We start from the raw sequence: 12,614 nt of genomic DNA, 5'->3' as shown, positions 1-12,614 counted from the left end.
GAAGGTGCCCCCAATGACCGAGGAACGGCTCAGTTTTCAAGCCGAGGTCAGCCGTCTGCTCGACATCGTCGCCCACTCGCTCTACAGCGAGAAGGAAGTGTTCCTGCGCGAACTGGTCTCCAACGCGTCGGACGCCTGCGACCGCCTGCGCTACGCGGCGCTGACCCAGCCCGAACTCTCGGCCGACGATCCGAACCTCAAGGTCCGCCTGCTGGTCGACAAGGACGCGCGGACCCTGACCGTCGCCGACAACGGCATCGGTATGAACCGCGAGGATCTGGTCGAGAATCTCGGCACCATCGCCCGCTCCGGCACCGCCGCCTTCATGAAGTCGCTGGAAGGTGCGGAGAAGGGTGACGGCAAGAAGGACGTCAACCTGATCGGCCAGTTCGGCGTCGGCTTCTATTCCGCCTTCATGGCCGCCGACAAGGTCACCGTGCTGACCCGCAAGGCCGGCGAGGCCACCGGCTGGCGCTGGGAATCCGACGGCAAGGGCGAGTTCACCATCGCCGAGACCGACGGCCTGTCGCGCGGCACCAAGATCGTCCTGCATCTGCGCGAAGGCGACGACGAGTATCTCGACGAAGCCCGTCTCGGCGGCATCGTCCGCAAATACTCCGACCACATCGCCATCCCGATCCTGTTCGGCGAGGGCGAGGATGCCAAGGCGCTGAACAGCGCGTCGGCCCTGTGGACCCGGTCGAAGTCGGAGATCACCGCCGAGCAGTACAAGGAATTCTACCACCATGTCGGCCACGCCTTCGACGATCCGTGGCTGACCCTGCACTGGCGGGCCGAAGGGGCGCTGGAATACACCAACCTGCTCTATGTGCCCTCGACCAAGCCGTTCGACCTGTTCGACCCCAAGCGCGCCCACCGGGTGAAGCTGTACGTCAAGCGCGTCTTCATCACCGACGCGGCGGAAGGGCTGATCCCGCCCTACCTGCGTTTCCTGCGCGGCGTGGTCGACAGCGAGGATCTGCCGCTGAACATCAGCCGCGAGATGCTGCAGCACAACCCGATGCTGGCGAAGATCAAGGCCGGCATCACCCGCCGCGTCCTGTCGGAACTGTCGAAGAAGGCCAAGGACACTGAGAACGCGGCCGAATACGACAGCTTCTGGGAAAACTTCGGCGCGGTGCTGAAGGAAGGCCTCTATGAGGACTACGAGCACCGGGACGATCTGCTGAAGCTGCTGCGCTTCCGCACCACCGCCGGCGACGAGCTGGTGTCGCTGGAGCAGTATGTCGCCCGCATGAAGGAGGGCCAGGACGCCATCTACACCATCAGCGGCGACGACATCGACACCCTGCTGCGCAGCCCGCAGCTGGAAGGCTTCAAGGCCAAGGGCGTCGAGGTGCTGCTGCTGACCGATCCGGTCGACGAGTTCTGGATGCCGTCGGTCGGCGTCTATGAGGGCAAGCCGTTCAAGTCGGTGACCCGTGGCGGTGCCGATCTCGGCAAGATCAAGGGCGAAGAGGCCGAGAAGCCGGAGGAGAAGACGCCGGAAGGCGAACTGACCGACCTGCTGGCCCTGCTGAAGCTGACCCTGTCCGACGCGGTGAAGGATGTCCGCAAGTCCGAACGCCTGACCGACAGCGCCGTCTGTCTGGTGGCCGACGACAACGACATGGACATGCACCTGGAACGCCTCCTGAAGCAGCACAAGCAGCTGAACGGCGAGGTCGGCAAGCGCATCCTGGAGATCAACCCGTCCCACGCCCTGATCAAGCGGCTGGCCGAACGGGCCAAGGGCACCGGCGCCACCGACGCGCTGGAGGACGCCGCCTGGCTTCTGCTGGATCAGGCCCGCATCGTCGAAGGCGAGGCCCTGCCCGACCCCGCCGCCTTCGCCCGCCGTCTGGCAAGCGCGATGGAGAAGGGGCTGGCGTAAGGTTCGACCTGAACCGGAAACTCTGACGAAAGAGCCCTCTCCTCCCCGGAGGAGGGGGCTTTTCCTTTACCCCCGCCCCACCCGCTCGGCCGGGAAGACCAGCGACATGGTGGTGCCCTCGTCGCGACGGCTGACGACGTCCAGACGGCCGCCATGCAGTTCGATCAGGCGCTTGGTCAGCGGCAGTCCCAGGCCGGTGCCGATCTGGCTGCGGGCCAGCGCGCTGTCCACCTGTCCCCAGGGCTCCAGCGCCTTGCCCAGTTCCTCCCCGGTCATGCCGATGCCGGTGTCGTGCACCGACAGCCACAAGGCGCCATCCGCCACCATGCGGGCGCCGAGCGTCACCACGCCATTGATCGGGGTGAACTTCACCGCGTTCGACAGCAGGTTCAGCAACATCTGGCGCAGCTTGCGTTCATCCGCCCGCAGCGGCGGCAGGTCCAGCGGCACCTCGGTGGCGATGCTCACGCCATGGCGCGACGCCCGCTCGGCCAGCAGCCGCGCGGTGCCGATCGTCACCCGCACCACGTCCACCGTGCCATCCACCAGTTCCAGCCGGTCGGCGTCGGCCTTGGACAGGTCGAGCAGATCGTTGATCAGTTCCATCAGGTGCCGGCCGCTCTCGGCGATGTCGCGGGCATATTCGCGATAGAGCGGGATGGCGTGCGGCCCCAGCACCTCCTGCTCCAGCAACTCGGCGAAGCCCATCATCGCGGTCAGCGGCGTGCGGATCTCGTGGCTCATGTTGGCGAGGAAGGCGGTCTTGGCCCGGATCGCCTGCTCAGCCTGCCGGCGCGCCTCCTCCAACTGGCGGGCGCGCAGCTCCGTCTGTTCGGCCGAGCGCGCCATCAGCCCGGTCACCGTGCCGACGCCGAGATAGCGGCCCTGCTCCGCCACCAGGAAACCGGTCACCAGCGCCGCCGGCTTCAGCTTGGCCAGCCGCCGCCCGATCTCCGCCAGCGGGGTCGCCCCTTCGATCAGCAGCGGATGCGGATCCATCGCGTCGGAGACCAGCCGCCGGCCGCCCCCCTCACCCCCGCGATCCGGCAGCAGCCGGCCACGCTCCAGCAGCCCGGCGACGCGGCCGTCGCCGTCGACCACCGGCAGGGCGGCAAGCTCCGGCTGGCGCTGGAAGCGGGCGAGCGCGGCGGCACACTCCTGGTCCAGGGTCAACGGCGGCACCGGAACGGCCAGCCCCGCGGCGGTGAAGGCGGGTTCGTCCATGGCCGGCTCCCCCGGAATCTTCAGGACGGGAGGCGGGACATCGAATGGCGTCATTGCGGCTCCTCCCCCTCCCCATCCGGCATGGTCACGTCCGATCAGGCGCCGTCCCGGACTGCACGGCGCTTTGTCCGGCAAAACCTAGCAGGGGATTATGAGCAATTGGTTTCCGTTCCAACCATCCGTCCCCGCCGACCGATAGCCTGAAAGTACTATGGCTTTGGCCGGCAAAGCCTCTTCCGCTCGGCCGTCCGGTGGGGGCGTGGGTATTTGAGAATGCGTCCGAAACACAGTATATTGCTCGGATATTCGGGATGCCGCGAAGTGCCGGCCGGGATGCAACATCCGGTCGGCGTTCGGTGCTGGCGTTCCCGGGGATCAGGGAGACCGGAGGGGCGAAGCGTCGCCCATCGAACAAAGACAGGAATACAGGGGATGTCCATGCCCTCGCGCCTTGAAGAACTGTGCGTGAAGAAGGGATTGAAGATGACCGACCAGCGCCGCGTGATCTCGCGGGTGCTGTCGGAGGCGACGGACCACCCCGATGTGGAGGAAGTGCACCGCCGTGCATCCGCCATCGACCCGCGCATTTCTATCGCCACGGTCTATCGCACGATGCGGCTGTTCGAGGAGGCGCACGTCATCGACCGGCTTGATTTCGGTGACGGCCGTGCACGCTACGAAGAGACCAGAACCGATCATCATCACCATCTGATCGATGTCGATTCAGGGGAAGTGATCGAGTTCACCAACGATGAAATGGAACGGCTGAAGGAAAGCATAGCCCGCGAACTTGGCTATGACCTGATCGGCCATCGGTTGGAACTGTACGGTGTTCCGCGCAAACGCCGCACTGATAAATCTGAGTCTTAACTGTATACGGAACTTACTGGCGATGCGCACAAGGGGTGCCGGCTGACTCTCCCTTCTCCGGAATCTCCACACGCGTGACGGGCGGGTCAGGCGGCCATCGCTTGCGGGGTGCATCGGGTGCCGGGCTGGACCTTGCCGGCCGCTGGCCCAAGGTTAGGCGAGGAGCAAACCTCACTGACCGGAACCGGCCGCACCATGGATGATCGTCCCGACAATCGCCAAGACCGACGCCCCGACGCCCGGCCCGAAAGCCCGCCAAGCACGGCCGGGCCGGACATTCCCAAGACCGCAGCCAACGCCGCAGGTTCGGGTCCCGACCCCGTCCTCGAACGGCTGGACCGCCTGTCCGACCTGCTGATGCGCCGCATCGACCGGCTGGAAGAGCGGGTCCGCAGCCTGGAACAGGACAATGGCGAGATCATCAACCTGCTGATCGCCGTCAAGGCCGGGCTGGAGGAAGCGTCAGGCGACCTGATCGCCCAGCTGGAGGAGGTGGACGACACCGCCGGGCCGGAATTCGCATCCGACGACGGGTCGGCGGAGGACGCGGAGGACGGACCGCTCTTTGAAACGCCCTGCGGCCCCACCATGCTGCATTGATCGGCGCCGCCGGGGTCGACTTGGCCGGAGTCCAGTTGAAAATCCTTGCCTGCCGCACCGCGCCGGCCGGATAACCATGGTCATGCAAACGTCGTCCGTTCCGCCCCGCGGCATCGAGCCCCGGATCAGCCTCACGCCGCCCGCGCCGCTGCTGGCGACGGCTCCCGCTTCGCCGGTTTCCGGGCCGGCCGGCGTGGCCTTCTTCGACTTCGACGGAACGCTGATCCATGGCGATAGCCTGCCGATGTTCGTCGGCGAGGTGATCGGCCGGCGCCGCGCCGCCCTGGCGCTGGCCGACGCCATCCGATCGGCCCTGCACCGCCATGTCCGCGGCCGTGGGCCGGGCTGCGATTTTCCAGGCTCGGTCAAGGCGATCTACCTGAAGCGCACCCTGCGCGGCTTGCCGGTGGCAGACGCGCTGGCCGCGGCGGAGCGGATGATCCCGCGCGTGCGCTGGCACCAGCCGATGCTCGACGTGCTGAAGGAGCATCGCCGGCAGGGCCGCCGCGTGGTGGTCGCCACCGGCGCGCTCGACCTCTACATGCCGGCACTGCTGCGCGGGCTGGAGGTGGACGATTTGCTAGCGACGGGCATGGAGGTGGTGGACGGCACGCTGACCGGCCGGCTCAGCACCGCCAACTGCGTGCGGCTGGACAAGGCGGAGCGGGTGACCGGCTGGATTGCCGGCAACGGCCCGGTCGCCGCCACCTGGGGCTATGGCAACCATCCCAGCGACCTGCCGATGCTGGCGCTGATGCACAAGGGCGAAGTGGTCCGTATTCGACGAAGGTCGAACCACAGGTAGCGGCGGTTTACAACCCGGCCAACCATCCGCATACTCCGTCCGTCCATAATAAAAACATGATGGACGGAGGGGAAACGTGGCTTTCAGCATCGAAGCGGACATCCGGATGCCGGGTTACGGCGGGCGCCGCGCCGTGGTCGCCGATGCCGACCGCATCCAGCGCGAGGTGCTGGCCGGGCATCTGTCCGGCCGCGGCTTCCAGGTTTCCCAGACCGCCGATCCGCTGGAGGCCCTGACCCTCATCGGGGCGGAGGCGCCGGTCGTGGCATTGCTGCCGCTCGACCATGAGGGCGACGAGGGCGACCGCGCCGCGGCGCTGGCGGCGATGCTCTATCCGCAGACGCGCATCCTGATGACCGGCCCGCGGATGCCGAACCTGCCCTTCCCCATCCTGCCCCGCCCGGTCGATCTGACCGCGCTCGACCGCTGGCTGGACGAGACGACGGCTTAGAGGCCCGCCACACGCTCCAGCTTCTGCGGATTGGCGACCTGATAGACCCGCAGGATTCGACCATCAGCGATGTCGAAGGCCAGCACGCTGCGGAACGACCCGCCCAGCTCGGCCAGCAGCCCCGGCCCGCCATTGACCCGCACCGGCACGAATCGGAAGCTGACGGCGCGCTTGCGCTGGACGCCGATCAGGAAGCGGGCGATGCGGTCGGCACCGAACAGCGGCTTGACCGCCGTCCGCACCATCCCGCCGCCGTCGCTCAGCCACTGGGCGTCGTCGGACAGCAGGGCGACGATGGCGGCATAGTCGCGCCGGACGCTGGCCTCGGCGAAGGCGGCGGCCAGACGGCGGCCGGCATCCGGATCGGCCATCGCGGCGGACGGCTCGGCCATGCGGGCACGGGCGCGCCGCATGATCTGGCGGCAGGCCTCGACCGACTTGCCGAGCATCGCCGCGATCTCCGCGTAATCCAGATCCATGGCCTCGCGCAGGACGAAGACCGCCCGCTGGTCCGGCGCCAGCCGTTCCAGCAGCAGGAGCATCGCCATCGGCACCGACTCGGACTCCGCTCCGTCCTCCGACCCGTCATCCCAATCGGCGACCTCCGGTTCGGGCAGCCACAGCCCGTAATAGCGTTCCCGCGCCACCCGGGCGGAGCGCAACCGGTCGAGCGCCAGCCGCGTCACCAGCGTGGTCAGAAAGGCGGGGGCCGACCCGACGCTGCCGGGCGCCACCGCGGACCAGCGCAGCCAAGCGTCCTGCAACGCGTCTTCCGCCTCCGCCACCGAACCGAGCAGACGGTAGGCCAAGGCGCGCAGCCGCGCCCGCTCGCCCGCGAAGGCGGCGAGCGCGGTGTCCGGGTCGGCCAGCGCCGTCACGCCGCCATCCCGACGGCGGTGCCCTCGACATGCTGGGCGATGCCGACGCGGTTCCAGGCGTTGATCTGCGCCGCCGTCACCGTCAGCTGGGCGATCTGCTCGGCGCTGAAATGGCGTTGCAGCGCCCGGTAGGCGTCGTCGATGCGGTCATGCTGGGTGCGGGTCAGCACCTCGGCCCAGGCGAAGGCGGCGCGCTCGTCCGGCAGGAACAGGTCCGACCGCTCCCACTCGGCAAGGGCGGCGATGCGCTCTTCCGACTGGCCGTCGTGACGGGCTTCCTTGGTATGCAGGTCGATGCAATAGGCGCAGCCGTTGATCTGCGACACGCGCAGGTCGATCAGGTGGATCAGCCCGGTCGGCAGGCCGCAGCCGCGGATGGCCTTGGCGGTGGCGAACAGCGTGGAGTACAGGGACGGGGCATCGGTGGCGACGGTGAAACGGAAAGCCATGGTGTTCATCCTCGTTTGGAGAGTCTTCGCCCCCATGACGGGGCACACATCTCCAGCGTGACGCATGGCTGCCTTGCACTTGGCTCAGGCGTCGCTCAGCAGCCCCACCGCCTCGCGCAGGATGGCGATCTTGGCGGCGAACCGCCCCTCGGGATCGCTCTCTCCGATCAGTTGGATCATGATCCCAAGCGCATGGGCGACGCGCGGCGCCATGCCCGGTCGCTCCCGCACACGGGTCGCGAGGTCGGACAGCGCCGGCCGGTAGGGGCGCCCTTCGAACCCGTCGGTGGCGATCGACTCGAACCGGTTGGCTAGGTCGAGGATCTCGCGGTTGTCGCTCATGCTCGTTCCAGCAGTCTCAGACGAACAGCATGGCGCCGCCGCCCGGCGCCTCGTTGAGGAAGGTGACGACGCCGCCGGTGGCGACCGGAACATCCGCGCGCAGCGAGACGCCCGGCGGCAGCCCCAGGGCGCGCAGCCCCATCTCGCAGGCCATCACCGTGACGTCCATGGCGACGCAGGCCTCCAGCAGCTCCTCGAAGGTGGCGAGGCCATGGGTGGCGAAATAGCGGTCGCGCGCCACTGGCGTGCTGCCGTCGTCGGCCGGGTCCAGATCGTGCCAGCCCAATACCCCCGGCTCCGTCTCATGCACCAGGGCGCGCAGGGCGCGGCCGGTGAAGAACAGCGTGACCTTGCGGTTGGTGGCCGCCGCGGCGCTGGCCATCACCAGCGCGTAATGGACGCGGTCGAAGCCGCCGGCGAACAGCACGATGGATAAAGCCGACGTACCGCCGGCGGTGGTTCCGGAACTGGTGGTGGACATGATCGGCCGCCTCCCGTCTTTGCCGTGGCGCCCGTCAGTGGGCGGAGAGGTCGTGGATCGTCGGATGATCGCCGCAAAGCGCGCAGTCGGGATCCCGCTTGATGGAGATGCGCTGATAGGACGCATAGAGCGTGTCCATCATCAGCAGGCTGCCCGACAGGCTCTCGCCCAGCCCCAGCAGCTCCTTCAGCACCTCCGTCGCCTGCAGCGAGCCGACGGAGCCGGCCAGCGCCCCGAGCACCCCGCCTTCCGAGCAGGACGGCACGGTGCCGCGCGGCGGCGGTTCCGGGAACAGGCAGCGATAGCAGGGGTGAGGCGCGCCCAGATGCGCCTTGAAGGTGGTCAACTGCCCATCGAACCGCAGGATCGCCGCCGACACCAGCGTCTTGCCGGCCAGGAAGCAGGCGTCGTTCAGCAAGAAGCGCGTGGCGAAATTGTCCGATCCGTCGGCGACCAGATCATAGCCGGCGATCAGCTCCATCGCGTTGTCGCGGCTGATCCGCGTCCGGTGCGTCTCGACACGGACATCGGGGTTCAGCGCCCGGATGCGGGCGGCGGCGCTCTCCACCTTCGGGCGGCCGAGCGACGACTCGTCGTGGATCACCTGACGCTGCAGGTTCGACAGGTCAACCGTGTCGTCGTCGACGATGCCGATCGTGCCGACGCCGGCCGCCGCCAGATAGAGCAGCAGGGGCGCGCCCAGGCCGCCGGCACCGACGACCAGCACCTTGGAACGCAACAGCTTTTCCTGGCCGATGCCGCCGACTTCCGGCAACACGATGTGGCGGGAATAGCGGTGAAGCTGGGTATCCGTGAAGTCCATGGCCCGCAGCATAGCGCAAGGACGCTCCGTTGCAGCAACATTCGACGCCGCGTTTTCCGCAAGCCGGCAGCGCCGCCGGTCAGGCCCCGATCCTGTCAGGTCCCAGTCCCGTTATGCTTTGGTGGAGGTGGTCGTGGGCTTCGCTTCCGACGCCCACTGGCGCAGCCGGTCCTGCCGTTCGCGCAGCGTCTTCTGGATGGCGCTTTCCTGGTTGAGGCCGCTTTCCGTCAGGTCCGGATTGCGCGGGATCAGGCTCAACCGGAAATCGGTCGGGCTCTTCAGGTCGGACGGCGGCACCACCACCATGGTGTACTGACCGGGTTCCAGCTTGTAGGTCGGTTTCTGCAGGAAGGTCTGCTGCGAGTCGGGTTTGCCTGTGTCGCTGGCGGCCACCACCTTGCCGTCCTTGTCCATCATCGCCCAGCGCGTGTTGGCGAGCGAGATGTCGGCGGTGAAGGTGCCGCCCTGCACGACATTGAAGGTGTGCTTCTGAATGCCGGTATCGCCGTTGCCGGATGGCTGGGCAGTGCCCTTCAAGGTCGCGCCGCCGCCGGTCACCAGGACGTTCTGCCGCTCCGTGACGTCCATCGAATAGTCGCGCACGCCCGCCGCACGGTTGGCCTGCGAAAAGGTCGCCGTGTAGGTGCCGGGTCCCAGCCGCGCGCTGGCGTCCGCCGCCGATTCCTGCGACCGGATGGTGGTCACCACCTCGTTGCGGTCGTTGCGGATCTCGACGTTGGTGAAGGTGTTGTTGATCTTGAAATTGAACTCGCCGGACTTGCTGACCGTGAAGGTCTGGGTGTCGGCGTTGGCACCGTCCGAACCGATCTTGGTCGTCTTCCCCTTCAATTGGGAGAAGGCGCTGCTCGACAGGTTCGGAACATAGGTGGCGGCGGTAATATCCGTCATGGCGGTCACTCCCCGGCGGCGGCACGGACGGAACGGCGGTGCGGTCACCGGGAAGATTAGCCGAAAGGGCGAATTCCGTCAAATTTCGGGCCGGAATTTCGCCGCCAAGCTGCGAACCGAAGTTGCGAGTGGGGGGCAAGGATCGCCCCCACCCGCACGGGCGCAGTGTTACTCCAGACCTTCGAACAGGGCGGTCGACAGGTAGCGTTCGGCGAAGGATGGCAGGATCACGACGATCTGCTTACCGGCATTCTCCGGACGGGCGCCGATCTCCAGCGCCGCGGCCAGCGCCGCGCCGGACGAGATGCCGACCGGCACGCCTTCCAGGCGGGCGACGTCGCGGGCGGTCTCGAAGGCGCGCTGGTTGGAGATGCGCACCACCTCGTCGATCAGCTCCTTCTTCAGGATTTCCGGCACGAAGCCGGCGCCGATGCCCTGGATCTTGTGCGGGCCGGGCATGCCGCCGGACAGGACCGGGCTGTCCTCCGGCTCCACCGCCACCGCCTTGAAGGAGGGCTTGCGCGCCTTGATGACTTCGGCGGTGCCGGTCAGCGTGCCGCCGGTGCCGACGCCGGAGATCAGGAAATCGACCTGACCGTCGGTGTCCTTCCAGATCTCCTCCGCCGTGGTGGCGCGGTGGACGGCCGGGTTGGCGGCGTTCTTGAACTGCTGCAGCAGATAGGCGTTCGGGTCGGCGGCCAGGATCTCCTCCGCCTTGCGGATGGCGCCCTTCATGCCCTCCGCCGCCGGGGTCAGCACCAGCTCGGCGCCCAGCAGCTTCAGCATCTTGCGCCGCTCCACCGACATGCTTTCCGGCATGGTCAGGATCAGCTTGTACCCCTTGGCGGCGGCGACGAAGGCCAGCGCGATGCCGGTGTTGCCGGAGGTGGGTTCGACCAGCGTCGTGCGGCCGGGGGCGATGGTGCCGGCGGCCTCGGCGGCCTCGATCATGGCGCGGCCGATGCGGTCCTTGACGCTGGCCAGCGGGTTGAAGAACTCCAGCTTGCCGATGATCTGGGCCTTCACCCCCGCCTCGGCGGCGAGGCGGTCCAGCCGCACCAGCGGCGTGGCGCCGATCGTGTCGAGGATGCTGTCGTAGATCTTGCCGCGGAACTCCGGTGCAGCCATGATTCCACCTCTGAAATTTGTGTTATGTGTGATTTCAACACCCCGGAAGGAGCATTATCCAGCACAGGGACACTGTCAAACAGGAAGTGGTGCTGCCGGGCCGTCCGAACGACCCCCAGCGAGTCAGCCGTGGCACCACATCAGGGCGTCAGATGGTGAAGTCGATCCGGTCCTCGGTCTCGCTCTCCACCCCGGCGCGGCGGGCACGCATGCACAGATCCTCGATGGTGATGGTGTCGAGCTTCGCCATACACTCTTCCTGCAGTTCGCCCCACAGTGGGCGCACCACCTGATGGCCCAGCACGGAACCGGCCGGCTCTTCGATCGGATCGGTGGCGGTCTCCATCGCGCGGACGACCTTGACGATCTCGCCCAGCGTGATGCGCCGCCGCTCCCGCGCCAGCCGGTAGCCGCCGCGCGGGCCCCTCACCCCGGCCAGCACGCCTTCACGCACCAGCTGCTGCAGCACCTGTTCCAGATAACGCTTCGGGATGCCCTGGCGCCGGGTGATCTCCCCCGACTGCACCGGCTCGGTGCCCGCGTTGTAGGCGATGTCGAGGACCGCCTCGATGGCGAACATCAGCTTCTTGGAGATGCGGAGCATCACGAACGACTCCCGGTGATCTGTCCATGGGCGGCCCGGCGGAGGAAAACCGCCTTCTCTCCCATTCCCGCCTGTTGGTTAAGAACCGTTTTACACCGTCGGCGCGGTAATTCTCAACAGGATTTGTCGCAGACAGATTCGGGAAAATGCGCCCTCACCCCACCCCGGTCCAGGCCACATCGCCCAAATCCTCGCGGAAGGCGAAGCGCTTCAGATGGTCGATCACCACCCCCTGCATGCGCTCCATCTGCCCGGACTCCTCCACCTCCAGGGTCAGGGTCAACCCCTCGGCGTCGGCCGCCATGCGGCAGCGGCTGTTGGGACCGAAGGGAACGAGACCCTGGGTGTCGTCATAAACGACCTCGAACTTGTGCGCCCAATGCTTGCACAGTTGGGTCATGTAGCGGCGCCCGTTCGGCGTCGCGATGCGCGCTGTCGATGCGGCCATGGTCATCGTCTCCTGTCCGGTCAGATGCGTTCGACGCTGCGGGCGGCGTTGTCGATGATGTCGGCGATGGCCTGGGTCTGCTCCGTCGTCAGGTCGCCGCGTGACAGGCGCATCCGCAGGGCCATCTTGAAGTTCTCGACGGCGCGGACGATCTGCGGCGACGATTCACGCTGGCGGCAGGCCTTCGCATGGGCGATGCGCTCGCGCACCGCCGCCACCGTCGGCTCCGCCGCCGCCAGCGCCGCCGTGCCCTCCGGCATGATCTCGTAGAGCTTCTTGTTGCCCTCGGTGGCGCCGACCCGGATGTGGCCCTGCTCCTCCAGCAAAGTCAGGGTCGGGTAGACGACGCCGGGGCTGGGGCTGTAGGCGCCGCCGACCATCTCCTCGATCGTCTTGATCAGGTCATAGCCGGAGCGCGGCTTCTCCGCGATCAGCCACAGCAGGACCAGCCGCAGGTCGCCATGGTCGAAGATGCGCCGCTCCCCCCGGCCGCCTTTGCCATGGCCGCCCCAGCCTTCCCAGCCGCCGCGATGACCGTGGCGCCCGTGCCTGCCGCGCCTTTCCCCCCGACCCTCCGCCATCTCGTCGTCGAACTCCGGACGCGAGAAGCGGCGGCCGTGATTGTGAAACAGATGCCGAAACATGGAACCCTCTCTTGATGCAGTTTCGATATAACGAAAAATTAGATATATCGAAACCCGCTCTTGG

Annotated in this window: 16 protein-coding genes; 5 read left to right on the top strand and 11 right to left on the bottom strand. The window is 67.4% G+C overall.

The features are described from left to right. Nucleotides 1–13 precede the first annotated feature (13 nt). The gene (htpG, locus tag M5E06_RS00835; RefSeq protein ID WP_252136821.1) at nucleotides 14–1,894 is read left to right on the top strand and encodes a molecular chaperone HtpG; all 1,881 of its coding nucleotides are present in this window, start codon (nucleotides 14–16) and stop codon (nucleotides 1,892–1,894) included. 66 nt (nucleotides 1,895–1,960) lie between these two features. On the opposite strand, the gene M5E06_RS00830 is transcribed toward htpG, so the two are convergent. Beyond that, on the bottom strand, nucleotides 1,961–3,172 hold the full coding sequence (locus tag M5E06_RS00830; RefSeq protein ID WP_252136820.1) for a sensor histidine kinase: 1,212 nt from the start codon (nucleotides 3,170–3,172) through the stop codon (nucleotides 1,961–1,963). 384 nt (nucleotides 3,173–3,556) lie between these two features. Here M5E06_RS00830 and M5E06_RS00825 point away from each other — a divergent pair, with 384 nt between their 5' ends. The 4 genes from M5E06_RS00825 to M5E06_RS00810 all read left to right on the top strand — a co-directional run bounded on the left by M5E06_RS00825 (nucleotide 3,557) and on the right by M5E06_RS00810 (nucleotide 5,844). Beyond that, on the top strand, nucleotides 3,557–3,988 hold the full coding sequence (locus M5E06_RS00825) for a Fur family transcriptional regulator (protein ID WP_085090580.1): 432 nt from the start codon (nucleotides 3,557–3,559) through the stop codon (nucleotides 3,986–3,988). A gap of 195 nt (nucleotides 3,989–4,183) precedes the next feature. Continuing rightward, nucleotides 4,184–4,588, top strand: coding sequence for a hypothetical protein (locus M5E06_RS00820; RefSeq protein WP_109150336.1), 405 nt, complete (start codon nucleotides 4,184–4,186; stop codon nucleotides 4,586–4,588). Between the two features lie 82 nt (nucleotides 4,589–4,670). Next, complete coding sequence (locus M5E06_RS00815; protein WP_252136819.1) at nucleotides 4,671–5,393, top strand: HAD family hydrolase; 723 nt, start codon at nucleotides 4,671–4,673, stop codon at nucleotides 5,391–5,393. A gap of 76 nt (nucleotides 5,394–5,469) precedes the next feature. After that, on the top strand, nucleotides 5,470–5,844 hold the full coding sequence (locus tag M5E06_RS00810; protein WP_252136818.1) for a response regulator: 375 nt from the start codon (nucleotides 5,470–5,472) through the stop codon (nucleotides 5,842–5,844). Here the strand turns inward: M5E06_RS00810 and sigJ are convergent. The 10 genes from sigJ to M5E06_RS00760 all read right to left on the bottom strand — a co-directional run bounded on the left by sigJ (nucleotide 5,841) and on the right by M5E06_RS00760 (nucleotide 12,550). Next, nucleotides 5,841–6,722 (bottom strand): RNA polymerase sigma factor SigJ, encoded by an 882-nt coding sequence (sigJ, locus tag M5E06_RS00805; RefSeq protein WP_252136817.1) that lies wholly within the window; start codon nucleotides 6,720–6,722, stop codon nucleotides 5,841–5,843. The genes M5E06_RS00810 and sigJ overlap by 4 nt on opposite strands. Next, nucleotides 6,719–7,171, bottom strand: coding sequence for a carboxymuconolactone decarboxylase family protein (locus M5E06_RS00800; RefSeq protein WP_252136816.1), 453 nt, complete (start codon nucleotides 7,169–7,171; stop codon nucleotides 6,719–6,721). The genes sigJ and M5E06_RS00800 overlap by 4 nt, the downstream gene beginning before the upstream one ends. 84 nt (nucleotides 7,172–7,255) lie before the next feature. Beyond that, a complete protein-coding gene (locus tag M5E06_RS00795) occupies nucleotides 7,256–7,513 on the bottom strand; it encodes a hypothetical protein (RefSeq protein ID WP_109150340.1) in 258 nt (85 codons plus the stop codon). A gap of 16 nt (nucleotides 7,514–7,529) precedes the next feature. Next, nucleotides 7,530–7,994, bottom strand: coding sequence for a DsrE family protein (locus M5E06_RS00790; protein WP_252136815.1), 465 nt, complete (start codon nucleotides 7,992–7,994; stop codon nucleotides 7,530–7,532). A 34-nt stretch (nucleotides 7,995–8,028) separates the two neighbouring features. Continuing rightward, nucleotides 8,029–8,829 carry a HesA/MoeB/ThiF family protein gene (locus M5E06_RS00785; protein ID WP_109150342.1) on the bottom strand — a complete coding sequence of 267 codons (801 nt, stop codon included), beginning with the start codon at nucleotides 8,827–8,829 and terminating at the stop codon, nucleotides 8,029–8,031. 99 nt (nucleotides 8,830–8,928) lie between these two features. Beyond that, nucleotides 8,929–9,726, bottom strand: coding sequence for a hypothetical protein (locus M5E06_RS00780; RefSeq protein WP_252136814.1), 798 nt, complete (start codon nucleotides 9,724–9,726; stop codon nucleotides 8,929–8,931). Nucleotides 9,727–9,894: 168 nt separating this feature from the next. Further along, entirely contained in the window at nucleotides 9,895–10,854 is a 960-nt protein-coding gene (cysK, locus tag M5E06_RS00775) for a cysteine synthase A (RefSeq protein WP_109150344.1), read from the bottom strand. Nucleotides 10,855–11,002: 148 nt separating this feature from the next. Continuing rightward, a complete protein-coding gene (locus M5E06_RS00770; protein ID WP_042701959.1) occupies nucleotides 11,003–11,458 on the bottom strand; it encodes an RrF2 family transcriptional regulator in 456 nt (151 codons plus the stop codon). 154 nt (nucleotides 11,459–11,612) lie between these two features. After that, the gene (locus M5E06_RS00765) at nucleotides 11,613–11,906 is read right to left on the bottom strand and encodes a DUF2218 domain-containing protein (RefSeq protein ID WP_252136813.1); all 294 of its coding nucleotides are present in this window, start codon (nucleotides 11,904–11,906) and stop codon (nucleotides 11,613–11,615) included. Between the two features lie 20 nt (nucleotides 11,907–11,926). Further along, nucleotides 11,927–12,550: a PadR family transcriptional regulator gene (locus M5E06_RS00760; RefSeq protein ID WP_252136812.1), complete on the bottom strand. Its 624-nt coding sequence runs from the start codon at nucleotides 12,548–12,550 to the stop codon at nucleotides 11,927–11,929. Nucleotides 12,551–12,614: the final 64 nt, after the last annotated feature.

The organism is Azospirillum sp. A1-3, from assembly GCF_023806445.1.
GTDB lineage: Bacteria > Pseudomonadota > Alphaproteobacteria > Azospirillales > Azospirillaceae > Azospirillum.
This window is presented reverse-complemented; position numbering and strand designations above follow the sequence as displayed.